Source organism: Pseudomonas sp. Irchel s3b5 (assembly GCF_900187435.1).
Classification (GTDB): domain Bacteria; phylum Pseudomonadota; class Gammaproteobacteria; order Pseudomonadales; family Pseudomonadaceae; genus Aquipseudomonas.
Genome location: NZ_FYDY01000011.1, coordinates 52,488 through 79,182 on the forward strand (window position 1 = coordinate 52,488; position 26,695 = coordinate 79,182).

Below are 26,695 nucleotides of genomic sequence, written 5' to 3' on the forward strand. Positions count from 1 at the left end.
GGAGTCGCTGACAATGAGCAGTCCCCTGATCGTTCAACTGGACCTGGCAGAATTCTGTGAGGCGACCGACCTGACGGACGTCTACGTGATCGAAATCGTCGAACACGGCATCCTCGAACCTCAGGGCGCTCAGCCCAAGGACTGGCGCTTCACCGACTACGAGCTGGCCCTGGCCAAACGCGCCGCCAAGCTGCGGCGCGATCTTGACCTGGAATGGGAAGGCGTCGCCCTGGCGCTGGACCTGCTCGAAGAGGTCCGGCAACTGCGGGCGGAGAACCGGATGTTGAGGCAGCGGTTAGGGCGGTTGTTGGTGTAGGAGCTGCCGAAGGCTGCGATCTTTTGATCTTTGGCCCCCTGGGTGGTCATGAAAAACAAGATCGCAACCTTCGGCAGCGCCTACGTGTGCTGTCGAGTTTGCACTTTGCGTGGCAGCACCACGGTAAACGTCGTCCCATCCGCCTCATTGGAACTGATTTCAATCGTTCCCTGATGCGCATCCACCACTTGCTTGACGATAAACAGCCCCAACCCGAGGCTGGTGGTCGGCTCGCCGAGTTCTTCGCTGGCGCTGCGCACCAACGGGTCGAAGAGGGTCGGGATCGCGTCGACGGGAATCGGCAGGCCGTGGTTGTGCACCGTCAGCCGCACGCTGCGTGCGTCGCCGCTGAGGGTCAGCGTCACTTCGCGTTTGTTCGAACCATGCTGCAGCGCGTTGCCGATCAGGTTTTGCAGCATTTGATCGAGCCGTCGCGGGTCCCACGCACCGTGGGTATCGCCCGTAATCGTCAGGGTCGGATCGCATTCCGGCTGTCCGGCACAGGCGCGGGCAATCGCTTCTTGTGCCACTTCGGCCAGGTCCATGGACGCCGGCTCGATCGGCAGGCTTTTGCCGAGGCGGCTGCGCACCAGTTCCAGTAAATCACTGACCATCATTGCCAGGTGTCCGGTGCCGCGCTTGATGTTGATTGCGCACTTGAGCGCATCCCCTTCCAGCGTTGCTTTGCGCAGCAGGATTTCGGTGGACATGCTCACCGCTTGCAGCGGTGCACGCAGGTCATGGCCGAGGATCGCCAGGAAGATGTCCCGCGAGCGATTGACCTGCTCGGCATAAGTGGCCGTGGATTCCGCCAGGGCTTCGTCGATGGCTTCGTTGAAGCGGATCATGTCTTGGAAGTAAGTCAGGTCCGGGGACTCGAGGCTGTCGACCCACAATCGGATCACACAGGCGCGCAGATGGCGGAATTCGCTGGTCATCTGCACCAAATCAAAACCCACGGTATGCCGAAGTTCGCCATGGCTGGCGCCGGCCTCGTCGAGGCTCGGGGTTTTCTCCGGCCCTTCACCTCTGGCCTTGGCGGCTTGTTCACTGGGCGTCTGCGGTTTGTTCATGTCCCGTGCCGAGGCCAACAGAATCGAACGTGCATGATCGCGCAAGGCAACGCTGTCCATGGTGTCAGCGGCCGGGGTGATGGTTTTGGCGAATTGCTCCCACTCATCGACGATGCGATCAACATTCAAGACGATGAACTCGGAAAGGCGCATGACGGTTACCTGGGCATGAAACAAGGGGACGAGTCGAAATAGTAGACCCTTTGGCGAGAAAAACATGACCGTGCGTTCGACGGCATAAGCAAGGGCCGGGCGGGCGGTACATATGTATTTTCGGCAGCGTGTTTTTCGAACGAAACGAGCCATTTGACGCGGTTGGATCCACGTTTTTTTTGACTTTTATTTGGGCGTACCGTGAATAAGCTGGTGGCTCCCAATTCGTTATAAAAGTGAACCAACAATGGCCGATTTGCATGGAAGCAATTCGATAGAAAACGCCGAGTCCGTTTCGAACGACAACAAGGGAGTTCATTACAACCGCGTACTCGAAGCGATACCGTCGGCAATAAAAACGGCTCCGATTGCGCGTTTGAAAACGCTGGTCGAAACCAAACCGGCGATGCCGGATTGGTATGCAGGCGCGTCAGAAGTCGATCGCCGAGAACTCAAAGCGTTGATGGACGAGCGCTGGCGCCTGCAAGGGCAACTGGACAAGACGCTCGGCGACTTGCAGCACGACATCAGCGCGTTTGCCAAGCCTTTGCTGAGCAAGGGGTTGCAGTCGACATTCAATACCTCTTGGAACGTTGATGACCTGACCGTCCAACTTGAAGTGCCGAGCACAATCATCTTCGGCATCGATACCGGCGCCAGTCGTGTGCGCACCTCAACGATTGTGGAAGCCGCGCTGCACAACTTCGAAGCGTCCGAAACCGAACAGAGCGCCTATCGAAACAGTTCCGGTGTATACAGCAAGGATGCGTGCGGCAATCTCGTGCGCGAGGCGGCGATCACGTTGCCAGGTTTCGCGACGTTATGTCGGGAGCTGGATATCGGTGGGCAATATCAGAAACACATCCAATCCATCTTGTTGCCAACTTCTGCCCAGGCCAAACAGAGGTTGCAGCAGGAGTCGGTGGCCAGTGAAAAGTCTGCTTTCCATGTGGCTGCGCGGATTGCGCTATTGAAAGGCGACGTCAGCTCACAGGCGTATGGAAAATTGCTGGAGCTGCATAGCGGCCACACCAATGTCTCGCTGCATGATCGGCCGTTGCTCAGTCATCGCCTGTCGCTGATGGGATTCCGACTGACCGGCATTGTGCTGTTCAGTGCTGTCGCCGAGCCTTTGCAGATCAAGCGGGCAATCGATGCGTTGACCCCTGCGCAATGGAAGTTCTGGACTGACTGGTCTGAACGTATCCCGGGCCTGAGTGGTAACGCCTACGATAAATTCAAGCTTTTGCAAGCGTACTTCGCCAATGGGCCAAAGGGTGTGGTCAATGAGCTCAATCGCAACGATGACCTTCATCAGCAGAGTCGCTTGACCGGTCCGCTGATCGCCTACGTGCCGGATGACCCGGACCATCCGTTGAAGGAATACGCATCGCTGACCGACTTCATGAAGGCGCTCATCAGCCAGTTGCGAGACTCGAACTATCAAGCGTTCTTCAGCCGGTTTGTCGCGCACAGGGACAAAGGGCATTTCTTCGCTCGGGTCAACGAACGCCTCAAGACCTTCACATGGGCACAGCGCGAACCCCTCGACATGGGCCCCTGGTGGCGAGAAACGGCGGTCGAGAATCCCGATGCCGAGCCCATCACCAACGTCATTGTCGGGGATTTATGGTTGCGCCTGTTCATCGACCGACGCGACAAGGCCATCGCCGATGTGCGCAGCATTGCCGTGCCGACCGGCGATGAAGACGCAACGACGCGGTTCAAACGCCTGACCAGCTATTTCGACATCGGTTGGAACATTTTCAATTTCGGCGCAATGCTCGTCCCCGGTTTAGGCGAGGTCGTGCTGGGCATCATGGTCGCGCAAATGCTGGCAGAGTTGGCCGAGGGGATCGAAGACTGGAGCAAAGGTGATACGGAAGAAGGGGCCGCGTATATCAATGGCGTCTTGATCAACTTCGCTCAACTGGCACTCATGGGTGCCGGGCATGCTGTGCCGGGCGGGGTGGTGAGCCCGGTCAAAGTGTCGCCGTTTGTCGAGGGTCTTAAGCCGGTGGCATTCGGGGAGGGAGAAAAGCTCTGGAACCCTGACTTGAAACCTTACGAGCATCCGGCCGTCGTGCCCGAAAACACGGTGGCCAGTGACGATGGACTGTACCGGCATCAAGGGCAGGATCTGCTGCGGATCGACGATAAGCATTATGCGGTCAAGCAAGACCCGGCGACAGGACAGCAGCGACTTGCGCACCCGACCCGGCCTGATGCTTATCAGCCGTTGCTGGAGCATAACGGGGTCGGCACCTGGAAGACGGAACTCGACAAGCCGCTGGAATGGGACAAGGAGACAGTGCTCCGGCGTTTGGGAGCGCCTGTTGACGGATTCTCCGATGAAACCCTGGAGCAGATTCTGAGCGTCAGTGGCGTGGACGAAAGTGCGTTGCGCCGAATGCATGTCGAACAGGAAACCATACCTGCACTGTTGGGCGACACGATAAAACGCTTCAAGGCATACGCCGACGCCGAGGCGTGTGAAGCATACATTCTGGCCAATCGAGTCAATGCCGACTGGGCGGGATTGCTGCCCCGTTTCATGACTGAGTTATCCGGCTGGCTACAGGGTAAGGCCATTGAAGTGTTCGAAGGGGCCGACTTTTCCGGTGCCTCGACCAAGGAGGGATCTTTCGACGCAGTCCCGGCCGACACATTGAAGATAAGTCGTCAGGAACTCATCGCAGGAAAACTGCCTGAAGGGGTCATCGACTTCCTGAATGAAGAAGGCCAGCGTGAGCTGCTGGGGCAGTGGCTGTCGGGTGATCGGCAGGCGCGCGTCGAAGCGTTGCGCAAGCAACTTTCCGGGCAGGCAGCAAAGCGCAAAAAGTACCTGTTCGACAGCTTGTATGCGCAGCGTGAAGGCTCGACCAATCCGTTGGTCAATCGACTCAAGGGTGACACCTCGGGACTGTCGACCATCCTGTCCGAAGAGCTGCTGCGCAACGCGGACCCTGCCGACGTGCAACACATGAGCGACAAACAGCGGGTGCCTTTGGCGCTGTCTCGAAAGGCTGAACAGGCGCAACAGCAATTGCGTCTGAACCGTGCCTATGAGGGGCTTTACCTCACAGAACTGCATAATCCGGATACAACTCGATTGGCCCTGCACACCCTGGAAACATTGCCGGGTTGGTCAAGGGACCTGCGATTGGAAATTCGTGACTTTTCTGCGCAAGGAGCCTTGTTCGACAGCATTGGGTCAGAAAACGCGCCGACACGAAAAATATTGATCCGGGATCAAGAGGGCCGCTTCGAGGCGCGTGACGAGCGCGATCAGCACCTGCACGGTCAGGACAGTTTTTATGCTGCGGTGCTGCATGCCTTGCCCGACACGCAACGCACGGCGTTGGGTTTCGATACCCATGAAGCGACGAGGCTAGAGGAGGCCGTTCGAGGAAAACCGCTGAGTCACGAACGGCTTGAACCGATCCTGCTGGAGAACCCGATCCGCAAACCGCATTACGATCCCGACATCATGAAGTTGCGGGGCGGCATGCAAGGTTACGCGCGGCAAGCCATCGAGAGGGCAGGGTTTCAGCGGCGCGCCGGTTCGTTGTATCCGGGTTTTGCCCGCGAGCAGATTGAAACGCTGCTGACCGGGTTCGGGCAGGATAATGCGGCAGTTGAACTGCGGCTCAGGGCATTGGAAACCGAGTTCGATCAGTTGAACCGGACTCTGCAGCAATGGATCAATTCCCAAACGGTGTCGTTTCGGTTCAGCCCGGCGGGTGTGGCCGAGTGGGAGTCCAGAAATCGCCTGTACAAATTGATCAGGCAGTGCTGGCAGCGAGTCGGACCACAAGGGATCGAAGTGCCTGGAGTCATCCGCCCGCAAGCGCTTGTCCTGGATGATCTGCCGATGAGTCGGCATCTTGTGCAACTGCCGGAGTTACCGGGCAATTTTGATCATGTAACGCGATTAAGCCTGCGTAAAACCAACCTGCTGGCCAGCCAGTCTCGATTTCTTGCGTCCTTCGGTCGAGTGCGAAATCTGGACCTTACCGGCAACCTGCTTAATCGCCTGCCCCATGAAGTGGGTGAGATGCGGTTCCTCACGCACCTGTTTCTCAATGACAACCAGATCGAACTGACCCACAGCGCCGTTGCGCGTTTGAAAAGCCTGACGAGGCTCCAATGGCTGGAAATGAATGGCAATCCGTTGGGGTTGGTGCCGAATATCAGCCAGATGCCGAATCTGGAGATTCTGGCGTTGGTGGGAACCGAGATTGACCGCTGGCCTGTAGGGTTGTTCTCGAAGCCACGTCCCCGGCGTATCTACCTGGATCTGCGTTTCAATCGACTCCTTCAGATTCCCGAAGTTGCCCCCGGCTCATTTCGTGCCGAACTGCTCACGCGCACCCGGTTGAGTCGCGAACCGGCGTGGATTTCGTCGCAGGGCCTGGACACACTCAGGCTTTATGCCGAATCAGTTGGCCTGGAGCCTGATCGTCCGTATCCGCCACGTGAGCCGGTAGACAGTGCCTTGTGGGACGAGGGGTTGACCGAAGAGGAATGGAACGCAAGGCAACCCATATGGGACGCGATAGAGGATGAGTACCACTCCGTGAAGTTTTTCGATGAGATCAGGAGGTTGACGCAATCCGCTGACTTCACGGCTGGAGGTGCGTACCAGATCGACCTGACCGGCAAAGTCTGGCGAATGCTCGAAGCGATGGCTGAGAACACTGAGTTGCGTGAAAAACTGTTCAACGAAGCCATTGCCCCCACCCAGTGTGTAGACGGAGGGACTCAACTGTTCAATGCGATGGGCATCGAAGTGTTGGTCCATGAAGCTTACGCGCTGCTCAGCGAAGACCTGGTCGAAGCCGAACTGTTAAGCCTCGCCCGGGGTAAATCACGACTCGATGAGATTGGTGCCATTGCTCGTCATCGTGTCGCCGAACGTCTGGCGGCAGGCGAACGTTTCAGGCAGGTGAATGCGCACGGTGAAGTCACCGGGACAATCGATGAGGTGGAGGTTCATCTGGCTTACATGACGGATCTGGCGCAGCGACTGGACCTGCCGTGGCAGGCGCGCGGCATGCAGTTTCGCAAGATCGCCGGTGTGACGCCGCAGATGATCGAAGCGGCTGCGCAACGGATTCAGGCGCTGGAGGAAGGGGCGCTGTTACGCGACTCGATAGCGCAACAGCCCTTGTGGAGAACGTATGTTGAAGGATCCAACCGTGAGGCGTTCAGTCGTTTGCGTCGTCGAATCGATGCAACCACCGAATACAAGATAGCGCTGGACGAAAGGGCCGAAGCGGTCACTTTGTCGGTGGAGGAGACCACCCGGCTCAATGCAGACATCAAGGCGTTAGCCGCTGAGTTGGGGAAACCGGAAAGTGACTACGCACCGGGGCGTGTCATGGGTGAAGAGGACTATGTGGCGCAGCTTGCGCTTATTGATGCGGAAACAAACGCACTGGTGCTAAAACTGACGCAGGAAGCAATGGACCGGGCAAAACTGCAAAGGACTGAAATCCCTTTTACCGTCAAGCAAAGCAGCTGATTGCTTGAACCTGGCCCCGATGACAGTGATGTGTCATCGGGGCTTTTTCTGCGCGCAATCCTGCTTAAAACAGGAAATAACGCTGCGCCATCGGCAACGTTTCTGCGGGCTCACACCACAACAACACGCCGTCAGCCTTGACCTGGTAAGTCTGCGGATCAACGTCGATGCTCGGCAGGTAATCGTTGTGAATCAGGTCGGTTTTCTGCACATCGCGACAGCCTTTGACCACGGCGATTTTCTTCTTCAGCCCCAACGCTTCCGGTAATCCCGCCTCCTGTGCCGCCTGGCTGATGAAGGTCATGCTGGTGGCGTGCAGCGAGCCGCCGAAGCTGGCAAACATTGGACGGTAATGCACCGGTTGCGGCGTCGGGATCGAAGCGTTGGCATCGCCCATCAGGCTGGCCGCGATGGCACCACCCTTGAGAATCAGCGTCGGTTTCACGCCAAAAAATGCCGGACGCCAGAGCACCAGATCGGCCCATTTCCCGACTTCGACCGAGCCCACTTCATGGCTGATGCCATGGGTGATCGCCGGGTTGATGGTGTATTTGGCGATGTAGCGCTTGGCGCGGAAGTTGTCATTGCCTTCACCGTCCAGCGGCAGCGGACCGCGCTGTTTTTTCATCTTGTCGGCGGTCTGCCAGGTGCGTGTGATGACCTCGCCGACGCGGCCCATGGCCTGGCTGTCGGAGCTGATCATCGAGAACGCGCCGAGGTCGTGCAGGATGTCTTCGGCGGCAATCGTTTCGCGACGGATACGGCTTTCGGCGAAGGCCACGTCTTCGGCAATGCTCGGGTCCAGGTGATGGCAGACCATGAGCATGTCGAGGTGTTCATCGATGGTGTTGCGGGTGAAGGGTCGGGTCGGGTTGGTCGAACTCGGCAGCACGTTGGCAAAGCCGCAAGCCTTGATGATGTCCGGCGCGTGACCGCCACCGGCACCTTCGGTGTGGTACGTGTGGATGGTGCGGCCCTTGAAGGCGGCAAGGGTGGTTTCGACGAAACCGGACTCGTTAAGGGTGTCGGTGTGGATCGCGACTTGTACGTCGAACTGATCAGCCACCGTCAGGCAGTTGTCGATGCTCGCCGGCGTGGTGCCCCAATCTTCGTGCAGCTTGAGACCGATGGCACCGGCCCTGACCTGCTCGATGAGCGGTTCCGGCAGGCTGGCGTTGCCTTTGCCGGTGAGGCCGATGTTCATCGGGAACGCGTCGGCGGCCTGGAGCATGCGCGCCAGATGCCACGGTCCGGACGTGCAGGTCGTGGCGTTGGTGCCGGTGGCAGGGCCGGTGCCACCGCCGATCATGGTGGTGACGCCGCTCATCAGCGCTTCTTCGATCTGTTGCGGGCAGATGAAGTGAATGTGCGTGTCGATGCCGCCGGCGGTGAGGATCATGCCTTCACCGGCGATCACTTCGGTGCTGGCGCCGATGGCGATGTTGACGTTGGGCTGGATGTCCGGGTTGCCGGCCTTGCCAATCGCAGCGATGCGGCCGTCCTTGAGGCCAACGTCGGCTTTGACGATGCCCCAGTGGTCGATGATCAGTGCGTTGGTAATCACCGTGTCGACGACTTCGGCGGCCAGCAGTTGGCTTTGGCCCTGACCGTCGCGGATCACTTTGCCGCCGCCGAATTTCACTTCTTCGCCGTAGGTGGTGAAGTCCTTTTCGACTTCGATCCACAGCTCGGTGTCGGCCAGGCGCACCTTGTCACCGACGGTGGGACCGAACATGTCGGCGTAGGCTTGTCTTGAGATTTTCATGCGCATGCCTTGGGATTTAATTGAAATTCAAACCGCTCGCGTTGCTCGCTATCGCAGCCTCGCTGCGCTCGGCAGCTCCTACAGGTCATCGCAAAAGCGGTGTTGGAATACGATTCCCTGTAGGAGCCGGCTTGCTGGCGAAGGGGCCGGTACTGGCGCGGCATGGCTTAGAGATCACCCATGATCCTGCCGGCAAAACCGAACACCCGACGATGCCCCGCCAAATCCACCAACTCGACCTCGCGACTCTGCCCCGGCTCAAACCGCACGGCGGTTCCCGCAGGGATGTTCAAGCGCATGCCGCGACTGGCGGCGCGGTCGAACGTCAGCGCATCGTTGGTTTCAAAAAAGTGGTAGTGCGAGCCCACCTGGATCGGCCGGTCGCCGCTGTTGGCCACTTTCAGGCTGAGGGTGCGGCGGCCGACGTTGAGTTCGATCTCGCCGCTCTGGATCTGGTATTCACCGGGAATCATCAATGGGCTCCTTGGAGAATCTTGTAGTAGAGGGCGGTCGGCTTGTAGCAGCCATTCGGGTCGCAGGCGTAGTCGGGAATTTCCCCGGCGCGGGTGTAGCCCAAGGCCTTGTAGAAATCCTCGGCGGGCGAGCCTGCCTCGGTGTCGAGGTAGAGCAAGCCACGTTTGTGTTGCAGGGCCGCTTGTTCCAGAGCTGCCATCAATTGCTGGCCCAGACCGCGACGCCGTGCATGCTCGCGCACCAGCAGTTTCTGCACTTCGGCGCGGTTCAGGCCATTGGCTTTCTGGCACAAACCCAATTGCACGCTGGCCTGCACCTGTTCGTCCTTGACCACCACCCACAGCAGCACATTGCCCTTGTTGAGGTTGTCCTGGACCTCGTCGAAATAGGCGTGGGCCTGCATCGCATCCAGGTCAGCCATAAAGCCGACGCTGGCGCCGTAACCGACGGCATCGAGCAATAAGTCGATCAGGCCCTGACGATAATGCGCAAAGCTTTCAACGTTGACGCGTCGCAGTTGGGCAGCGTTCATCGGGCCTTACTCCTTGTTGATGCTGGGCGGCAGCGCGCCAGGATTGAGGGTCAATTGCATGAAGGTCAGGTCCAGCCAGCGACCGAATTTGGTGCCCACTTGCGGCATTTGTCCGGTGATCACGAAACCGGCACGCTCATGCAAGCGAATGGACGCGGTGTTGCCGCTTTCGATGGCCGCGACCATCACGTGTTTGTCGCAGCCTTTGGCGCGCTCGATCAGCACGTCCATCAGTTTCGGGCCGAGGCCGTTACCGCGCTGGTCGCTGCGCACGTAAACCGAGTGCTCGACGGTGTGACGGAAACCGTCGAACGGGCGCCAGTCGCCGAACGAGGCATAACCGAGCACGTTATTGTCTGCATCGACGACGACCAGAATCGGATAGCCCTGGGTTTGCCGGGCGCTGAACCAGGCTTGACGGTTGTTCAGGTCGACGGCTTGTTCATTCCAGATCGCGGTGGTGTTGAGCACGGCGTCGTTGTAGATGTCGCGGATTGCCGGGAGGTCGGCGTGCTCGGCATCGCGGATGGAGTAAGTCATGGCGCGACCTCAGGCGATGGGTTGGTGGACGGTGACCAGTTTGGTGCCGTCGGGGAAGGTGGCTTCGACCTGAATCTCGGGGATCATTTCCGGGATGCCCTCCATCACTTGTTCGCGGGTCAGCAGGGTGGTGCCGAAATGCATCAGCTCGGCGACGGTACGGCCGTCACGCGCTTCTTCGAGCAGCGCGGCGGAGATGTAGGCCATGGCTTCCGGGTAGTTGAGTTTCACACCGCGCGCCAAACGCCGCTCGGCCACCAGGCCTGCGGTGAAGATCAGCAGCTTGTCTTTTTCGCGTGGGGTCAGGTCCATCGTTGGAGTCCATTTTTGGCAGAATGAATATCGTGCGATCGGTGTTCAGGTGTTCCATATTCTGGGTGGTATGGCTTCGCGACCAAGCAATGCCGGGCGCAGCAACTTCCACAAATCAATCAGCCATCCCCGCGCCAACAACGCTTCACTGGCCAGGCACCGTGCAACCAGTAACCCCGGCAATTGCGTCAGGTCCCCGCGCACGTCGTTGGGCAGTGAACGGCAGGTCTCCAGCAAATCGCCATCGACTTCACCCGTCACCAGCAAGGTCGCGAACACGGGCTGCCCGTCCAGGCCAATCGGCGAATCGAGCAAACCGTCATTCCCGACAATGCGCTGGCGTTCGTGCCAGAGCAACTGGCCGTCACGGCGGATATCGAGTTGCGCCTGGAAGTGCCCAAGGTCGAAGCGCTCGCCACTGGCCGGTCGGCCCAGCGCAACAACGTCCCAGTAGAACAGCCGCGCATCGCCTTCAAGGTCGATGCGGGTGCTCAGTTCTGCCTGGGCGGCGCTGAAGATGATCGTCTCTTGCGGCACCCACTCCAGCGTCGCACCGGCCGCCACCTGCAACGTCAACTGCTGATAAGCGGCACCGGCCGCGCGATACCACTTGGCTGCGCCGGGGCTGGTGATCTGCGCCCAGGCGTCGGTGCCAACGCTGGCCGAGATGTCCAGCCGATCACCTCCGGCAATGCCACCGGGCGGATGGACGATGATGTGCTGGCAGACTTCAGGCCCTTCGGCATACAGATGCTTCTGCACCCGCAGCGGGCCTTGATGACGACGCAGAACCGGGCGGGTGCTGGCACCGAATCGGGCATAACCCAGCTCCAGTTCGGCGTGCCAACTGGGTGTGAACAAAACGCCGGAAGCTGGAAGAGTCATAGTCGGTGCTTACTGTGAGGTAAGCAGGTCTCTGCAAAGGCTGTGCCGGGGGGATTGCAGGCAGGAGGTCGCTAATGATCGTCGTCGCGCACCAACAGGAGGCGTCGCATGGATAAAGACGCAACATATTGGTGCTTCATGCTTCTTTGAACCGGCGAAGATCAGATCGTTACCAGCCCGCGCACACCCTCGGCCTCCATGTTTTCGCCACGGCCTTGTTGCACGATCTCACCCCGGGACATCACCACGTAGTGGTCAGCCAGTTCGGCGGCGAAATCGTAGAATTGCTCCACCAGCAAAATCGCCATGTCGCCCCGGGCCGCGAGTTTTTTGATCACCGCGCCGATTTCCTTTATCACCGACGGCTGAATGCCTTCGGTGGGTTCGTCGAGGATCAGCAGGCGAGGGCGGCTGGCCAAGGCGCGGCCGATAGCCAGTTGCTGTTGTTGGCCGCCGGACAGATCGCCGCCGCGGCGGTCTTTCATTTGCAGCAGAACCGGGAACAGCTCGTAGATGAACGCCGGGACTTCTTTGGCTTCGCTGCCGGGGAAGCGCGACAGGCCCATCAGCAGGTTTTCCTCGACGGTGAGGCGACCGAAGATTTCCCGGCCCTGCGGTACATAGGCGATTCCCGCGTGTACGCGCTGGTGCGGTTTGAACGTGGTGATCGGTTTGCCTTCCCAGTTCACGGAACCTTCCTTGGCCGGTAGCAGGCCCATCAGGCATTTGAGCAGGGTGGTCTTGCCCACGCCGTTACGGCCGAGCAGGCAGGTGACTTCGCCGACCTTCACGTCAAACGACAGGCCGCGCAGGATGTGGCTTCCGCCGTAGTACTGGTGCAGTTTTTCGACTTGCAGCATTCTCACGTTCTCCTCAAATCCCCTGTAGGAGCTGGCTTGCCAGCGATGAGGCCATGACATTCAACATCAATGTCGGCAGTTCCATCGCTATCGCTGGCAAGCCAGCTCCTACAGGTTTTGTATTCGAAAACTTCAGCGACCGAGGTAGACCTCGATGACGCGCTCGTTTTCCTGCACCTGCTCCAGCGACCCTTCGGCCAGCACGCTGCCCTGATGCAACACGGTGACGTGATCGGCAATCGAGCCGACGAAGCCCATGTCGTGCTCCACCACCATCAGCGAATGCTTGCCTGCCAGGCGCTTGAACAGCTCGGCGGTGAATTCGGTTTCGGCGTCGGTCATGCCCGCCACCGGCTCGTCGAGCAGCAGCAGTTGCGGGTCTTGCATCAGCAACATGCCAATCTCAAGAAATTGCTTCTGACCGTGGGACAGCAAGCCGGCGGGGCGATTGACCGACGTGGTCAGGCGAATGGTCTCCAGTACTTCGGCGATGCGGTCTTTTTGTTCGCCATTCAGACGAGCGTGCAAACTGGCCCATACCGATTTGTCGGTTTTCTGCGCCAGCTCAAGATTCTCGAACACGCTCAAGGCTTCGAACACCGTCGGTTTCTGGAACTTGCGACCGATGCCCGCCTGGGCGATCTGCACTTCACTCATTTGCGTCAGGTCCAGGGTTTCGCCGAACCAGGCCTTGCCGTGACTGGGCCGGGTCTTGCCGGTGATCACGTCCATCAGCGTGGTCTTGCCCGCGCCGTTGGGGCCGATGATGCAGCGCAACTCGCCGACGCCGATGTACAGGTTCAGATTGTTCAGTGCACGAAAACCGTCGAAGCTGACGCTGATGTCTTCCAGGGTCAGGATCGTGCCGTGACGGGTGTTCAGTCCGGGACCGACACGTTGACCGAGCCCGAGGGCGTCGCGGCTGGTGCCGGCATCGCGGTTGGGTTCCAGTGGTGGAAAGAACGCCGGTTCGAGCATGAATTCAGCCGTTGCCGTGACTCTCATTGTTCACCTCTTTTCTTCAGCAAACCGATCACGCCTTTGGGCAGGTACAGGGTCACGACGATGAACAGCGCACCGAGAAAGAACAGCCAGTACTCGGGAAATGCCACGGTGAACCAGCTCTTCATGCCGTTGACCACACCGGCGCCGAGCAAAGGGCCGATCAAAGTGCCGCGTCCACCGAGTGCGACCCACACCGCCGCTTCAATCGAGTTGGTCGGCGACATTTCGCTCGGGTTGATGATGCCGACCTGAGGCACGTACAACGCCCCCGCCAGGCCGCACAACACCGCGCTCAACACCCAGACAAACAGCTTGAAACCGCGCGGGTCATAGCCGCAGAACATCAGGCGGTTTTCCGCATCGCGCAGCGCGGTCAGGACCCGGCCGAACTTGCTTTGCGCCAGACGCCAACCGATGTACAGGCTCGCCACCAACAGCAGCACCGTGCAAAAAAACAGCACGGCACGAGTGCCCGGTTCAGTGATGCCGAAGCCGAGAATCGTGCGGAAATTGGTGAAGCCGTTGTTGCCGCCGAAACCGGTCTCGTTGCGGAAAAACAACAGCATGCCGGCGAAGGTCAGGGCCTGGGTCATGATCGAGAAATACACGCCCTTGATTCGCGAACGGAAGGCGAAAAAACCGAACACCAGCGCCAGCAATCCCGGCGCCAAGACCACCAGGCACAGGGTCCAGAGAAAGCTGCTGGTGCCGGTCCAGAACCACGGCAATTCAGTCCACGACAGGAACGTCATGAACGCCGGCAAGCCGTCGCCCGAGGCCTGGCGCATCAGGTACATGCCCATCGCATAACCGCCGAGGGCGAAGAACAGACCATGACCGAGGGACAGCAATCCGGCGTAACCCCAGACCAGATCCAGCGCCAGGGCGACGATGGCGTAGCAAAGGATCTTGCCCACCAGGGTCAGGGTGTAAGCCGAGACGTGCAGCGCGTTGTCGGGTGACAGCAACGACAGCAGCGGCAATGCCAACAGCAGAACGAGGATCACCACACCGACGGTAATCGAGACTTTAGGTCCGGCTTTTTGGGTCGCGGTAACGAGCAGGGGCTGGTTCATCAGTCGATCACCCGTCCTTTCAATGCGAAGAGGCCTTGCGGACGTTTCTGGATGAACAGAATGATCAGCGCGAGGATGAGGATCTTGCCGAGCACGGCACCGATCTGCGGTTCGAGAATCTTGTTGGCAATCCCGAGACCGAACGCGGCGAACACGCTACCGGCCAACTGCCCGACACCGCCGAGCACCACCACCAGGAACGAGTCGATGATGTAGCTCTGGCCGAGGTCCGGGCCGACGTTGCCGATCTGGCTCAGCGCCACACCGCCGAGGCCGGCGATGCCCGAGCCGAGGCCGAAGGCGAGCATGTCCACGCGTCCGGTGGGCACGCCGCAGCAGGCCGCCATGTTGCGGTTCTGCGTGACAGCGCGCACGTTCAGGCCCAGGCGTGTCTTGTTCAACAGAAGCCAGGTCAGCACCACCACGGACAAGGCGAAGGCGATGATGACGATGCGGTTGTACGGCAACACCAGGTTCGGCAGCACCTGAATCCCACCCGACAACCACGCCGGGTTGGCCACTTCGACGTTTTGCGCACCGAACACCAGACGCACCAGTTGAATCAGCATCAGGCTGATGCCCCAGGTGGCGAGCAGGGTTTCCAGCGGACGGCCGTAGAGGTGGCGAATCACCGTGCGCTCCAGCGCCATGCCGATGGCGGCGGTGACGAAAAACGCCACCGGCAACGCAATCAATGGATAGAACTCGATGGCCTGCGGTGCGTAGCGCTGGAACATCAACTGCACGACATAGGTAGAGTAGGCGCCGAGCATCAGCATTTCGCCGTGGGCCATGTTGATCACGCCGAGCAGGCCGAAGGTGATCGCCAGTCCCAATGCGGCGAGCAGCAAAATCGAGCCCAGCGACATACCACTGAAGGCCTGACCCAAGAGTTCGCCGATCAGCAGTTTGCGTTTGACTTGAGCGAGGCTGGTTTCGGCGGCGGTATGCACGGTGGCGTCGGTTTCAACGCCGGGTTCGAGCAAGCCTTCGAGGCGGGTGCGGGCCAGCGGGTCGCCGGTTTCACCGAGCAAGCGCACGGCGGCGAGGCGCACGGCGGGATCGCTGTCGACCAATTGCAGATTGGCCAGGGCAAGGCTCAGGGCGCTGTGAACGCCTTCGTCCTGTTCGCCCGCCAGTTGCCGGTCGAGGAATTTCAGTTGCGCCGGTTTGGCGCTTTTCTGCAATTGTTGCGCGGCGCTCAGGCGGATTTTGGCGTCGGCGGCGAGCAACTGGTGACTGGCCAGGGCGGTGTCGATCAGACCGCGCAGGCGGTTGTTCAGGCGCAAGGTTTTTGGCTGGCCGTCGACGGTCAATTCGCCTTGTTGCAGGGCGTTGATCAGTTCGATGCGGGCTGGATCTGGCTGCGCGGCCCAGGCTTCCAGCAGCTTGGCTTGCTGTACGGGATTGGCGGCGATGAAGTCTTCGGCGTCGCCGGCGTGAGTGGCCATTGGCAACAAGAGCGCAATGGCGAGGATCAAGCGATAAAGGGCGGTGGGCATGTCGAACGTCCTGGTCATGCACGGACCCTGTAGGAGCTGGCTTGCCAGCGATGGCATCACCTCGGAGCATCAAATACGACCGAGTCGTCTGCATCGCTGGCAAGCCAGCTCCTACAGGTGTTGTGTCAGACCCGAGCTCAAAGCTCGGGCCCGGCATCCAGTGGCTTTAGTTGCTCTTCATCGCATAGTCCGGCTTCTTGTCGTTGCCCTGAATGAACGGGCTCCACGGCTGGGCGCGGATTGGCCCATCGGTCTGCCACACCACGTTGAACTGACCGTCGGCCTGGATCTCGCCGATCATCACCGGCTTGTGCAGGTGGTGGTTGGTCTTGTCCATGGTCAGGGTGTAGCCGGACGGTGCGGCAAAGGTCTGGCCGGCGAGGGCTTCGCGGACTTTGTCGACGTCGGTGGACTTGGCTTTTTCAGCAGCCTGCGCCCACATATGGATGCCGACATAAGTGGCCTCCATCGGGTCGTTGGTCACCGCTTTGTCAGCACCCGGCAGGTTGTGTTTCTTGGCGTAGGCTTTCCAGTCGGCGACGAATTTCTTGTTCGCCGGGTTCTCCACCGACTCGAAGTAGTTCCACGCTGCGAGGTTGCCCACCAACGGTTTGGTGTCGATGCCGCGCAGTTCTTCTTCACCGACCGAGAACGCCACGACCGGAACGTCGGTGGCTTTCAGGCCCTGGTTGGCCAGTTCTTTGTAGAACGGCACGTTGGAGTCGCCGTTGACCGTCGAGATAACGGCTGTCTTGCCGCCGGCCGAGAATTTCTTGATGTTGGCGACGATGGTTTGATAGTCGCTGTGGCCGAACGGGGTGTAGACCTCTTCGATGTCCTTGTCGGCCACGCCTTTGGAATGCAGGAACGAACGCAGAATCTTGTTGGTGGTGCGCGGGTAGACGTAGTCGGTGCCGAGCAGGAAGTAGCGCTTGGCGCTGCCGCCTTCTTCGCTCATCAGGTATTCAACGGCGGGAATCGCTTGCTGGTTCGGCGCGGCACCGGTGTAGAACACGTTTGGCGACATCTCTTCGCCTTCGTATTGCACCGGGTAGAACAGCAGGCCATTGAGCTCTTCGAACACCGGCAATACCGATTTGCGCGACACGGAGGTCCAGCAGCCGAACACCACGGCGACCTTGTCCTGGGTCAGCAGCTGACGGCCCTTCTCGGCGAACAGTGGCCAGTTCGATGCAGGGTCCACCACCACCGGTTCCAGCATCTTGCCGTTCACGCCGCCCTTGGCGTTGATCTCGTCGATGGTCATCAGCGCCATGTCCTTGAGCGATGTCTCGGAGATCGCCATGGTCCCGGACAGGGAATGCAGAATGCCGACCTTGATGGTCTCTGCGGCCTGGACGGTCCAGGTCATACCCATCGCGGCAATGGATGCCGTGAGTGTGAAAGCCTTGATCAAGCTGCGACGCTTCATTGTGCGATCTCCATGAACTTATGAATTTTCTGGGTGGCAGATGCGGACTACTGAAGGGTCTATAGCAAGGGTTGTGCCCGGTCGGAGAAAGGCATGAAAATGTCGTGCTAGAGGGGTTGCGCGATTTTGCATCGCACCATGAAGGATCGGGTCTGGCGCATTGGTGCGTTGTGCTGCGCCAGATTGGCGCACGGACAAGTTCGCAATGGGTAGGAGCTGTCGAGCGAAGCGAGGCTGTGATCTTTTGACCTTGATCTGCAAAAAGATCGCAGCCTCGCTTCGCTCGACAGCTCCTACAGGGAATGTGGCGGTCGGGTGCCTACAGGCAGCGCACCAGACTTATGAGGATGATGAGGCACTCTCTGACTGCCGGGTGAAGCGCGACAGCAGCACACGATCAAGCACCCAGACGACCACCAGCGAAGCACCCACCAACGGGAAGGCCACCGCCAACGCGAACATGATGACCATCGCGGTTTTCCATTTCGGCAGGTCGTGGCGCAGCGGCGGTACGCCCAATTTGCCTTGCGGGCGACGCTTCCACCAGATCACCACGCCGCTGACGGCGCTGAGCAGGATCATCAGGCAGATGATCAGCACGATGATCTGGTTGACCACCCCGAACATCTTGCCTTCGTGCAGCATCACGCCGATTTCCGTGGCGCGGGCGACAGTGCCGTATTGCTCGAAACGCACATCGGCGAGGACGTCGCCGGTGTACTGGTCGACGTGCAGCGTGGCGTCGTTGCGAGGGTCGTCGGCGAACACGGCGATGGTGAAGACACCCGTGGCGGTGGTCGGGAAGGTGATGCTGTAACCGGGTTCGACCTTGCGCTGCACGGCGATGTTCTGCACATCTTGCAAACTGATGGTCGGCGCGGCCGGACTGGCCTGTGCACCACCGTGGGCCATGTGTTCGGCATGGTCACCGGACATTGGCATCGGCGTGTTTTCCATGGCCCACGGCACGGTCTGGCGGGTGGCGCTGTTGAGGCTGCGCGCTTCGACGTCGGACTTCGGCACGTCATCCCACATCGCTGCGGGGAACACGTTCCACACCGCCGCGTATTGCTTTCCCCAGAACCCGGTCCAGGTCATGCCGCTGAGCAGCATCACCAGCAGCAAGGACGCGCCCCAGAACCCGGTGACCGCGTGCAGATCGCGCCACAAAACGCGGCCTCGACTGTTCAAACGTGGCCACAGAATGCCCGCCGCCTGACCGCGCGGCCACCACAGAAACACCCCGGAAACCACCAGCACCACGCCCCAGCCAGCGGCCAGTTCGATCAGACGGTCGCCGACGGTGCCGATCATCAGCTCACCGTGTATCGCCCGGGCGATGGCTTGCAGGTTCTGCTTGGCATCCTGTTCACCGAGGATGTCGCCGTGGTACGGATCGACGAACACATTCAGCTCGTTGCCGCCATTGAGCACCACAAACTGCGCGCTGCGCTCGGCGCTGACCGGTGGCAGGTATTGCTTGATGGTCGCCTGTGGATAGGCGTCTTTCACGCGCTTGAGCAAGTCGTCGGCCGAGACCGTGTGATGGCCGGCCGGGACGTTGAGCAGGCTGCTGTACATCAACGAATCGAGTTGCGGTTTGAACAGGTAGATCGTGCCGGTCAGGGCCAGCATCACCATGAAGGGCGCAACGAATAATCCGGCATAGAAATGCCAACGCCAGGCCAGGTTGTAGAAATTCACTTTGGGCTGTTTCATCGCGTGTGCTCCGCGTGGCTGGATCTTTTAGTTGTTTGTTTTGCGGTTGCTGCGCAACCGATCGCGAGCAAGCTCGCTCCTACAAAAGAGCGGCTTGCCTGCGCTGTTGTCAGAAGCTCATGTCCACCTTGGTCCAGAGCGTTCGCCCCGGTTCCTTGATGGCTTGCGGGTCGTTGGCGGGGTAGCCGAACCCGGCGTTGCCGGCCAGGTTCAGGTGTTCGGCGTAAGCCTTGCCGAACAGGTTGTCCACGCCGCTGCTGACCTTCCAGTGCTTGTTGATCCGATAGGCGCCGTTGAGGGAGAACACGCCGAAGCCCGGTGTCTTGTCGTAGTCCTTGCCGACCACGTTGCCCTTGTTCTGGTCGATACGGTTTTGCGCGGCGACCACTCGCCACAGTGCGCCGGCGCTCCAGTTGTCTTCGCTGTAGGTCAGACCGAAACGCGCATCCAGCGGCGGCATTTGCGGCAACGCATTGCCATCGCTGCTGTTCTTGCCCCAGGCGTAAGCCAGGGTCGCGTCGGCTTTCCAGTTTTCGGTCAGCTTGTAGGCCGCGCCCAATTCGCCGCCCATGATCCGTGCGTCGATGTTCTCGGCTTGCGAGGTTGTGCCCATCATTGTCGGGGTGTAGTTGAACAAAATGTAATCGCGCACCTGGCCGACGTAACCCGAAGCCCAGGCTTCGAGGTCTTCGGTTTTGTATTGCAGGCCGAAGTCGAGCTGAGTGGTTTTTTCAGGCTTGATCGAATCGAACGCGTTCACCGATCCGGCGGGCCCGGATTTTGGCGAAAACAACTCCCAGTAATCCGGGAAACGCTGGGTGTGACCGAGGCCCGCGTACAGCGTGGTCGGGCTGTCGGCCAAGTCATGCTCGTAGCGAACGAAGCCGCTGGGCAGCGTATCGGCGCGGGTGTCGTCGGCGGTCGGATTCGGGCGGGTCATCATTCCCGAGCCGGTGGTCTGCCGGTAATCCTTGGCCGAAGCACGGTCCAGGCGCGCGCCACTGATCAAGCGATCACGGTCGGCGGCGTACCAGGTCAGTTCGCCGAACACACCGTAGTTATGGAAGTCGGCGTCCTTGGTGTAGGGCACGTCCTTGTAGGTGTCGATGCCCATGGCGCTGCGTTGGCGATGTTCGTTGGTCTGCGCGTCGATGCCGCTGATCAACTGCACATCGGCCCAGCGCCATGTCGCCTTGACCCGTGCGCCGAGGGTCCGACGGTCGACGTTGGACGCCATGGGGCCGGCCATCATCCCGGTGCCGGACGGCGTGCGCAGGGTGTAGTTGTCCATCACGTGGTCGGCGTAGTTGTAGTAGACCTGCGCTTCGATCTTGTCGAGCACGTCGCCGATGTTGGACTGTTCGAAACGCAGGCCAAGGCTCTCGCGCAAGAACTGCGTACCGTCCATGCCGCGTCCGGCGTATCGGGCCTCGCCATCGCCCTTGCCGGCAGTCAGTTCCAGCAGCGTGTCGGCGTTCGGCGTCCAGCCGACGGCAACGTCGCCGTTCCATTTGTCATAGCGCGACGGCACGGTGTCGTTATTGCCGTCCTGGTAGTCGTCCGCCTGGGCGGTGTTGCCTATGACGCGCACATAACCCAATGGCCCGCCGGCAGCGGCGTCCACGACTTTGTCGAAACGTCCGTTGGAGCCGGTCAGCACACTGGCGTTTACCCGTGTGCCGAGTTCACCAAAGCTTTCCGGCTCACGGTCGAACAGGATCGTGCCGGCCGAAGCCCCCGGGCCCCAGAGCACGGTTTGCGGGCCTTTGATCACGGTCAGTTTGTCGTAGGTTTCCGGTGAGATGTACGAGGTTGGCGCGTCCATGCGACCCGGGCAGGCGCCCAGCAGCATGCTGCCGTTGGTGAGGATGTTCAGCCGCGAACCGAACATGCCACGCAATACCGGATCGCCGTTGGTGCCGCCGTTGCGTACTTGAGCGAAGCCCGGAATGGTTTTCAGATAATCAGAACCGTCGCTGGCCGGCACCGGCTGGCGTGGTTCTTTGGGGTTGGTGACGATGGTCAGCGGTGAACTTGGAGCAATGGCGGTGATGACCGTCGGGCTCAGTTCCTCACTGTGACCGGCGTGTTCATCGGCCAGCGCGCAAGGCGCCAGCAAGGCACCGCACAGAATCGCGGTGGCGTGCCTGAAGCGAATGCTGGATTCGCTCAGGGAGAAGGCGGCTTGAGCAGTGCTCAAGCACGGGACAGCAGAAAACCTGGACATGACAATTTCCATCGAACAGTCGTAAACCACACGGCCGACAACCTGCACAATCCCTGTAGGAGCGAGCTTGCGGACCGTGTGAAATCAGAGTTGAGTGTTTACGCGACGACAGGCGGGGCGCGGGTGCGGGCGCCGGGGAAGAAGGTTTGCCGGGCATGACCCAGGCGTGGGGAAGGGGTGGTGAAGGTGTTGACGGGTGGGATGTCGAATGTGGCGAATGAACCGCCACCGGTCAGCGCCGGGCAATTGAACAGCAGGCTGCAATAGCCGCACTTTTCCCACAGCGCATGGTGGCCCGCTTCTGGCGGGCAATGTTCGGCAGCAGGTTGCGCGCCGTGCCCGGCGTGCTCCATTGCCGACATGTCCATGATCATGTCCATCGACATTTCCATGGACATCGGGGTGCGCTGATCCATCGGCATCGACTGAGAAATCAGTGGACCGATAAAGATCATCAGCATGGCGAACAGGCTGATCCAGCTGCCGCGTGTCAGGTTCAATGACTGACCGTGTGACCTGGATGCCCTGGCGCTAAGCGGGCGCATGGCGAATGCAGCTCAGGTGCTTACTGGGCGTGCACGTGCTGCGGCATGCTGTCTGGCGCTTTTTTCTGCACCGCCACTTCGACGGTTACATCACCGGCTTTCTCGAAGTGCAGGGTCATGGGAAAACGCTTGCCGTCAGTGAGCAGGCTGCGGTCTTTCAGGTTTACCAGCATGACGTGGTAGGCCATGGGGGCGAAGGTGACGTTGCCGCCGGCGGGAATGTCCACGCTCGGTACGGGCTGCATTTTCATCAGGTCGTTTTTCATCACGTGCTCGTGCAATTGCGCTTCGCCCGAAATCGGCGAATCGACGCTGAGCAGTCGATCAGCGGAGTTGCCGCTGTTGTGGATGATGAAATACGCAGCGACGGTCGGCGCATTGGGCGGCAGCTCTTGCGACCAGGGATGTGCGACTTCCAGTGCGCCGACCTTGTATTCGTGGGCATTGGCAAAGCAGGCAGGCAGCAGCAATGCGGCCAGAACGATGAATTTTTTCAGCATGGCAGTTCTCCAGAACGATTCAAAACGCAGGTTGAATGCGAGAAGGAATCACACCAGAGGGGATGCGCGGGGATTGAGACTTGGCCATTGCTGGCGCGGTGTCGGGGTGTTCAGGGATGGAGGCGGCAGGCTCCGATTGGACTCGAAGTGCGCGAAATACAGTTGCGGCTGATGGCCTGGCAACGCCACCAACGGCGCGGAGCCGGAGCAACACCAGCAATGCTGCATGTTGGAGTGGTCGTCGTTCTGCGGGGATTTCTGTTCGATATCCCCCAGGGAGATCGCCATCATTTTGGTGCCGCCGGAAGAGCAGAAACTGCCCCACAACAATTGTTCGGCAGGCGTTTTCGCCGACTGCGCCATCGCACCGGTCATCGGCATGGCGAGCATGTTGAACAGCACTGCGAAGCAGGCGATCCAGGCAATTGCGAGCCGTTGTCGGGACATGGGACAAATCCGGTGGGTGGGCGATCAGACGCGGCTATTTAGCCTGATCAGGGCCGATAAGTAAAAAAGCGCTGTGCGGTTTGGTGTCGCAGTGCAATCAGACAGCGATTGCATGTAATCGCAGGCCTAAAGCCTTCATCACCTTCATGATAGTCGCGAACTCCGGATTGCCACTACTGCTCAGTGCTTTGTATAGGCTTTCGCGACCAAGTCCTGCATCACGAGCAATTTGCGTCATGCCTTTCGCTCGGGCGATATCGTTGAGTGCTGCGCGTATCAATACGCCGTCACCAGCATCTTCTTCAAAGCACGCATCCAGATAAGCCGCCATTTCTTGCGGTGTTTTAAGAAACTCCGCAGCATCAAAACGGGTAAATTGTTCGGCCATGATTTACTCCTCACTACCGATTTTGTGTGCCATTTGAATTGCTTTGCCGATGGAGTCCTTAAGTGAATTGAGCCATTGAGCAAATACTCGGGATCGTTCGAATTCGACAATATTTATCGTATTCCATGGGATACGAAGGGGCAAGCGACAAGTTTTCTGGGGATTGCCATTTTTTCGAGAATGGCGGCAGCGCTTGATCCATCCCGGGAGGCGGGAACGATAGAGGGTCGGTTGTAGAGTGGACAGCCAGCTTTCTCCGAGTGTGCTGTCAGAAAATTCGCAATCTCTAGCGGATGCCAGGCATTGATAACGCTTCCAGCACATCTGCCACCGACCCAAACTCCCTATCAACCCCCGGCAACACCGGCCGCGTCAACACAATCACCGGTACCCTGCGCTCCCGTGCCACCTCCAGTTTCGGTTCAGTAGCGCTGCTGCCGCTGTTCTTGCTGATCAGCACGTCGATATGGCGCCGTTCGAACAGCGCACGTTCATCGTCGATCAGGAACGGACCACGTGCACCGATCACTTCGCAGCGTTCGTTGCCCGGGTAAACGTCCAGTGCGCGCAGGGTCCAGAATTGCTCCGCAGGGATTTCGTCCAGATGTTGCAACGGCTCGCGGCCGAGGGTGAACAGGGGGCGGCGGAAGGGTTTCAGGGTTTCGATCAGTTCGGCCCAGTCGCTGACTTCCCGCCAGTCATCGCCAGGTTGTGGTTGCCACGCCGGACGTCGCAGCGCCCAACAGGCAATGCCGCTCAAGCGGGCGGCGGTCGCGACGTTCTGGCTGATCTGGGCGGCGTAAGGATGGGTGGCGTCGAGGAGGAGATCGACGCCTTGCTCGCGGATGTATTGCGCCAGGCCTTCCGCGCCGCCAAAACCGCCGACACGAACCTGGCACCGCAGATCTGTCGGCACCCGACCGATACCGGCCAGGCTATAGATGTGTTGTGGCCCCAGTGTGCGGGCGATGGCCAAGGCTTCGGTCACACCGCCGAGCAGCAGGATTCGTTTCATTCAAACGCTCCAGCATGACCGACGATCCCACCCTGACGGTCGATGGCAAACACCTCGACCTGAACCTGTGCCGGCACGACGCTGCGGGCGAAGTTCAGGGCGTGTCGGCACACCTCATCACCGAGGGCGACCCCGGCGGCGCTGGCCATGGCCAAGGCTTGTTGACTGGTATTGGCCTCGCGAATGCTGTGCTGCAAAGCCGTATCGGCACCGATTGCAGCCGCCCATTCGGCCAGTTGCGGCAGATCGATGCTCGAGTGGCGGCTGTGCAAATCCATGTGTCCGGCGGCCAGTTTGCTGATCTTGCCGAAGCCGCCGCAAAGGCTGAGTTTATCCACAGGCACTTTGCGCAGGTGCTTGAGCACGGCGCCGACGAAGTCGCCCATTTCGATCAGGGCGATCTCCGGCAAGTTGTAGACCCTGCGCATGGTGTCTTCGCTGGCGTTGCCGGTGCAGGCGGCGATGTGCAGGTAACCGTTGGTCTTGGCGACATCGATGCCTTGATGGATCGAGGCGATGTAGGCCGCACAGGAGAACGGCCGAACGATGCCACTGGTGCCCAGGATCGACAGACCGCCCAGAATCCCCAGGCGGGGGTTCATGGTTTTCAACGCCAGGACCTCGCCGTCCTCGACGTTGATCGTGACGTCAAAACCGCCGCCATAACTGAATTCGTCAGCCAGCCGCGCCAGATGATCACCGATCATTTTGCGTGGCACCGGGTTGATCGCCGGTTCACCGACACCCAGCACCAGACCCGGCCGGGTAACCGTGCCGACACCGCGACCAGCGATGAAGCGAACGCCCGGCTCGGCGCTCAACCGAACCTCGCAGAAGAGCAGTGCGCCGTGGGTCACGTCCGGATCGTCACCGGCGTCCTTGATGGTTCCCGCCTCCGCGCCGTGTTCGGTCAGGCGGCAGAATTCCAGGCGCATCTGCACCTGTTTGCCCTTGGGCAGAATGATTTCGACCGCGTCGGCAGACAGGCCGCCGAGCAACAGTCGTGCAGCGGCGAGGCTGGTGGCGGTGGCGCAGCTGCCGGTGGTCAGGCCACTGCGCAGGGGCGCCGGTTGTTCGGCGGTTTCATCACGCATCGAAAGGCTTCGTCACGTCCAGCAGGGTAATCGGCAAGGCCTGACGCCAGGTGTCGAAGTCTCCCAGTGGTTGTGCCTGGGCGATATGGATGCGCGTCAGCTCACCGCCATACCGTTCGCGCCAGTTCATCAGGGTCATTTCACTTTGCAGGGTGACGGCGTTGGCGATCAATCGGCCGCCAGGTTTGAGTGCGCTCCAGCACTGTTCGAGCATGCCCTCGCGAGTGACCCCGCCACCGATGAAAATGGCGTCGGGCCGCTCCAGCCCGGTCAGCGCTTGCGGAGCGCTGCCGCGAACCAGCTGCAAACCTGGAACGCCGAGCGCATCGCGGTTGTGCTCGATCAGTGTTTGCCGGCCGTCATCGGCTTCGATCGCAATCGCACGACAACTGGGGTGGGCGCGCATCCATTCGATGCCGATCGAGCCGCAGCCTGCACCGACATCCCACAGCAGTTCACCGGGGACCGGGGCCAGGCGCGCGAGCGTGATCGCACGTACATCGCGCTTGGTCAGTTGGCCGTCGTGCTGGAAGGCCGAGTCCGGCAGCCCAGCCAGTCGCGACAGGCGCGGCGTGTTCGGTTCGGCGATGCAGTCGATGGCGATCAGGTTCAGGTCGGCGATGGCGGGATCGGTCCAGTCGTTGGCGACACCGTCGATGCGTCGTTCGGTTTCACCGCCCAAATGTTCCAACACACTCAGGCGACTCGGCCCGAATCCGCGCTCGCGCAGCAATTCGGCAATCAGAGACGGGGTTTTGCCGTCGTTGCTGAGAACCAGCAGGCGAATGCCGCTGAAGAGCTGCGCATTAAGCGCCGCGATTGGGCGGGCGACCACGGATAGGGTGACCACTTCCTGTAACGGCCAGCCCATTCGTGCGGCGGCCAGAGAGCATGACGAAGGCGCTGGCAGTATCAGCATTTCATCGTTGGGCAGCTGCCGGGCGAGGCTGGCGCCGACACCGAAAAACATCGGATCGCCACTGGCGAGCACGCAGACCGGCTCACCGCGCATGGCCAGCAGCGCATCGAGGGAGAATGGGATCGGCCAGCATTGGCGTTCACCGCGAATGCAGGGCGGTAGCAGGTCCAATTGGCGCTGGCTGCCGAAGACCTTCGACGCGGCCAGCAACGCATGCCGGGCATTTCTGCCCAAACCTTTGAAGCCGTCCTCACCAATGCCTGTCACGGTCAACCAGCGCGTCATGGATATTCTCATTTCATCTGTATAAAGCGGCACATGATACGCGTCGAAGGCAAAGGCGAGTAATGGAATGTTTTAAGTTTGCCACTCCGCACGATGGTTGGGGG

23 protein-coding genes are annotated in these 26,695 nt (G+C 60.1%); 2 read left to right on the forward strand and 21 right to left on the reverse strand.

Annotated elements, in window-relative coordinates:
- Positions 1–13: 13 nt before the first annotated feature.
- On the forward strand, positions 14–316 hold the full coding sequence (locus CKW15_RS14325; protein ID WP_095152278.1) for a chaperone modulator CbpM: 303 nt from the start codon (positions 14–16) through the stop codon (positions 314–316).
- A gap of 80 nt (positions 317–396) precedes the next feature.
- Here CKW15_RS14325 and CKW15_RS14330 read toward each other — a convergent pair whose 3' ends face one another.
- On the reverse strand, positions 397–1,542 hold the full coding sequence (locus CKW15_RS14330; protein WP_095152279.1) for a sensor histidine kinase KdpD: 1,146 nt from the start codon (positions 1,540–1,542) through the stop codon (positions 397–399).
- 247 nt (positions 1,543–1,789) lie between these two features.
- Between CKW15_RS14330 and CKW15_RS14335 the strand changes: the two genes are divergently transcribed.
- Complete coding sequence (locus tag CKW15_RS14335; protein ID WP_095152280.1) at positions 1,790–7,069, forward strand: NEL-type E3 ubiquitin ligase domain-containing protein; 5,280 nt, start codon at positions 1,790–1,792, stop codon at positions 7,067–7,069.
- Between the two features lie 64 nt (positions 7,070–7,133).
- On the opposite strand, the gene ureC is transcribed toward CKW15_RS14335, so the two are convergent.
- From ureC to cbiE, 20 genes are all read right to left on the reverse strand, one after another.
- Positions 7,134–8,834 carry an urease subunit alpha gene (ureC, locus tag CKW15_RS14340; protein ID WP_095152281.1) on the reverse strand — a complete coding sequence of 567 codons (1,701 nt, stop codon included), beginning with the start codon at positions 8,832–8,834 and terminating at the stop codon, positions 7,134–7,136.
- Positions 8,835–9,001: 167 nt separating this feature from the next.
- Positions 9,002–9,307: an urease subunit beta gene (locus CKW15_RS14345; RefSeq protein ID WP_095056312.1), complete on the reverse strand. Its 306-nt coding sequence runs from the start codon at positions 9,305–9,307 to the stop codon at positions 9,002–9,004.
- Positions 9,307–9,840: a GNAT family N-acetyltransferase gene (locus CKW15_RS14350; RefSeq protein WP_095152282.1), complete on the reverse strand. Its 534-nt coding sequence runs from the start codon at positions 9,838–9,840 to the stop codon at positions 9,307–9,309. Before CKW15_RS14350 ends, CKW15_RS14345 begins: the two co-directional genes overlap by 1 nt.
- A 6-nt stretch (positions 9,841–9,846) precedes the next feature.
- Complete coding sequence (locus CKW15_RS14355; protein WP_095152283.1) at positions 9,847–10,380, reverse strand: GNAT family N-acetyltransferase; 534 nt, start codon at positions 10,378–10,380, stop codon at positions 9,847–9,849.
- Between the two features lie 9 nt (positions 10,381–10,389).
- Positions 10,390–10,692, reverse strand: coding sequence for an urease subunit gamma (gene ureA, locus CKW15_RS14360; RefSeq protein ID WP_095152284.1), 303 nt, complete (start codon positions 10,690–10,692; stop codon positions 10,390–10,392).
- Between the two features lie 45 nt (positions 10,693–10,737).
- Positions 10,738–11,577: an urease accessory protein UreD gene (locus tag CKW15_RS14365; RefSeq protein ID WP_095152285.1), complete on the reverse strand. Its 840-nt coding sequence runs from the start codon at positions 11,575–11,577 to the stop codon at positions 10,738–10,740.
- Between the two features lie 161 nt (positions 11,578–11,738).
- On the reverse strand, positions 11,739–12,437 hold the full coding sequence (urtE, locus tag CKW15_RS14370) for an urea ABC transporter ATP-binding subunit UrtE (protein ID WP_095056307.1): 699 nt from the start codon (positions 12,435–12,437) through the stop codon (positions 11,739–11,741).
- Positions 12,438–12,569: 132 nt separating this feature from the next.
- Positions 12,570–13,442, reverse strand: a complete 873-nt coding sequence (urtD, locus tag CKW15_RS14375) for an urea ABC transporter ATP-binding protein UrtD (protein WP_095152286.1) — start codon at positions 13,440–13,442, stop codon at positions 12,570–12,572.
- The gene (gene urtC / locus CKW15_RS14380; RefSeq protein ID WP_095152287.1) at positions 13,439–14,518 is read right to left on the reverse strand and encodes an urea ABC transporter permease subunit UrtC; all 1,080 of its coding nucleotides are present in this window, start codon (positions 14,516–14,518) and stop codon (positions 13,439–13,441) included. Before urtC ends, urtD begins: the two co-directional genes overlap by 4 nt.
- Positions 14,518–16,020 carry an urea ABC transporter permease subunit UrtB gene (gene urtB / locus CKW15_RS14385; protein ID WP_095152288.1) on the reverse strand — a complete coding sequence of 501 codons (1,503 nt, stop codon included), beginning with the start codon at positions 16,018–16,020 and terminating at the stop codon, positions 14,518–14,520. The genes urtC and urtB overlap by 1 nt, the downstream gene beginning before the upstream one ends.
- Positions 16,021–16,186: 166 nt before the next feature.
- Positions 16,187–17,452 carry an urea ABC transporter substrate-binding protein gene (gene urtA, locus CKW15_RS14390; protein WP_095056303.1) on the reverse strand — a complete coding sequence of 422 codons (1,266 nt, stop codon included), beginning with the start codon at positions 17,450–17,452 and terminating at the stop codon, positions 16,187–16,189.
- 339 nt (positions 17,453–17,791) lie between these two features.
- Positions 17,792–19,171, reverse strand: a complete 1,380-nt coding sequence (locus CKW15_RS14395) for a PepSY domain-containing protein (protein WP_095056302.1) — start codon at positions 19,169–19,171, stop codon at positions 17,792–17,794.
- A gap of 109 nt (positions 19,172–19,280) precedes the next feature.
- Positions 19,281–21,398: a TonB-dependent copper receptor gene (locus tag CKW15_RS14400; protein ID WP_095152289.1), complete on the reverse strand. Its 2,118-nt coding sequence runs from the start codon at positions 21,396–21,398 to the stop codon at positions 19,281–19,283.
- Between the two features lie 98 nt (positions 21,399–21,496).
- Positions 21,497–21,943, reverse strand: a complete 447-nt coding sequence (locus CKW15_RS14405) for a DUF2946 domain-containing protein (RefSeq protein WP_095152290.1) — start codon at positions 21,941–21,943, stop codon at positions 21,497–21,499.
- Positions 21,944–21,963: 20 nt separating this feature from the next.
- Positions 21,964–22,443 carry a copper chaperone PCu(A)C gene (locus tag CKW15_RS14410; protein ID WP_095056299.1) on the reverse strand — a complete coding sequence of 160 codons (480 nt, stop codon included), beginning with the start codon at positions 22,441–22,443 and terminating at the stop codon, positions 21,964–21,966.
- A 48-nt stretch (positions 22,444–22,491) separates the two neighbouring features.
- Positions 22,492–22,890, reverse strand: a complete 399-nt coding sequence (locus CKW15_RS14415) for a DUF2946 domain-containing protein (RefSeq protein WP_095056298.1) — start codon at positions 22,888–22,890, stop codon at positions 22,492–22,494.
- 97 nt (positions 22,891–22,987) lie between these two features.
- Complete coding sequence (locus CKW15_RS14420; RefSeq protein ID WP_095056297.1) at positions 22,988–23,278, reverse strand: addiction module antidote protein; 291 nt, start codon at positions 23,276–23,278, stop codon at positions 22,988–22,990.
- Positions 23,279–23,564: 286 nt separating this feature from the next.
- Positions 23,565–24,293, reverse strand: coding sequence for a cobalt-precorrin-6A reductase (locus CKW15_RS14425; protein WP_095152291.1), 729 nt, complete (start codon positions 24,291–24,293; stop codon positions 23,565–23,567).
- Positions 24,290–25,387, reverse strand: coding sequence for a cobalt-precorrin-5B (C(1))-methyltransferase (locus CKW15_RS14430; RefSeq protein WP_095152292.1), 1,098 nt, complete (start codon positions 25,385–25,387; stop codon positions 24,290–24,292). Before CKW15_RS14430 ends, CKW15_RS14425 begins: the two co-directional genes overlap by 4 nt.
- Entirely contained in the window at positions 25,380–26,591 is a 1,212-nt protein-coding gene (gene cbiE / locus CKW15_RS14435; RefSeq protein ID WP_095152293.1) for a precorrin-6y C5,15-methyltransferase (decarboxylating) subunit CbiE, read from the reverse strand. The genes CKW15_RS14430 and cbiE overlap by 8 nt, the downstream gene beginning before the upstream one ends.
- Between the last annotated feature and the right edge of the window lie 104 nt (positions 26,592–26,695).

Coding starts and splice junctions, on each gene's coding strand:
- urtA (WP_095056303.1), bottom strand. CDS start 17,452: ATGAAGCGTCGCAGCTTGATCAAGGCTTTCACACTCACGGCATCCATT.
- urtB (WP_095152288.1), bottom strand. CDS start 16,020: ATGCCCACCGCCCTTTATCGCTTGATCCTCGCCATTGCGCTCTTGTTG.
- urtD (WP_095152286.1), bottom strand. CDS start 13,442: ATGAGAGTCACGGCAACGGCTGAATTCATGCTCGAACCGGCGTTCTTT.
- CKW15_RS14365 (WP_095152285.1), bottom strand. CDS start 11,577: ATGACTCTTCCAGCTTCCGGCGTTTTGTTCACACCCAGTTGGCACGCC.
- CKW15_RS14330 (WP_095152279.1), bottom strand. CDS start 1,542: ATGCGCCTTTCCGAGTTCATCGTCTTGAATGTTGATCGCATCGTCGAT.
- CKW15_RS14335 (WP_095152280.1), top strand. CDS start 1,790: ATGGCCGATTTGCATGGAAGCAATTCGATAGAAAACGCCGAGTCCGTT.
- CKW15_RS14400 (WP_095152289.1), bottom strand. CDS start 21,398: ATGTCCAGGTTTTCTGCTGTCCCGTGCTTGAGCACTGCTCAAGCCGCC.
- CKW15_RS14355 (WP_095152283.1), bottom strand. CDS start 10,380: ATGACTTACTCCATCCGCGATGCCGAGCACGCCGACCTCCCGGCAATC.
- CKW15_RS14350 (WP_095152282.1), bottom strand. CDS start 9,840: ATGAACGCTGCCCAACTGCGACGCGTCAACGTTGAAAGCTTTGCGCAT.
- CKW15_RS14425 (WP_095152291.1), bottom strand. CDS start 24,293: ATGAAACGAATCCTGCTGCTCGGCGGTGTGACCGAAGCCTTGGCCATC.
- ureC (WP_095152281.1), bottom strand. CDS start 8,834: ATGAAAATCTCAAGACAAGCCTACGCCGACATGTTCGGTCCCACCGTC.
- CKW15_RS14395 (WP_095056302.1), bottom strand. CDS start 19,171: ATGAAACAGCCCAAAGTGAATTTCTACAACCTGGCCTGGCGTTGGCAT.
- CKW15_RS14430 (WP_095152292.1), bottom strand. CDS start 25,387: ATGCGTGATGAAACCGCCGAACAACCGGCGCCCCTGCGCAGTGGCCTG.
- ureA (WP_095152284.1), bottom strand. CDS start 10,692: ATGGACCTGACCCCACGCGAAAAAGACAAGCTGCTGATCTTCACCGCA.
- cbiE (WP_095152293.1), bottom strand. CDS start 26,591: ATGACGCGCTGGTTGACCGTGACAGGCATTGGTGAGGACGGCTTCAAA.
- urtC (WP_095152287.1), bottom strand. CDS start 14,518: ATGAACCAGCCCCTGCTCGTTACCGCGACCCAAAAAGCCGGACCTAAA.
- CKW15_RS14420 (WP_095056297.1), bottom strand. CDS start 23,278: ATGGCCGAACAATTTACCCGTTTTGATGCTGCGGAGTTTCTTAAAACA.
- CKW15_RS14405 (WP_095152290.1), bottom strand. CDS start 21,943: ATGCGCCCGCTTAGCGCCAGGGCATCCAGGTCACACGGTCAGTCATTG.
- CKW15_RS14415 (WP_095056298.1), bottom strand. CDS start 22,890: ATGTCCCGACAACGGCTCGCAATTGCCTGGATCGCCTGCTTCGCAGTG.
- urtE (WP_095056307.1), bottom strand. CDS start 12,437: ATGCTGCAAGTCGAAAAACTGCACCAGTACTACGGCGGAAGCCACATC.
- CKW15_RS14325 (WP_095152278.1), top strand. CDS start 14: ATGAGCAGTCCCCTGATCGTTCAACTGGACCTGGCAGAATTCTGTGAG.
- CKW15_RS14410 (WP_095056299.1), bottom strand. CDS start 22,443: ATGCTGAAAAAATTCATCGTTCTGGCCGCATTGCTGCTGCCTGCCTGC.
- CKW15_RS14345 (WP_095056312.1), bottom strand. CDS start 9,307: ATGATTCCCGGTGAATACCAGATCCAGAGCGGCGAGATCGAACTCAAC.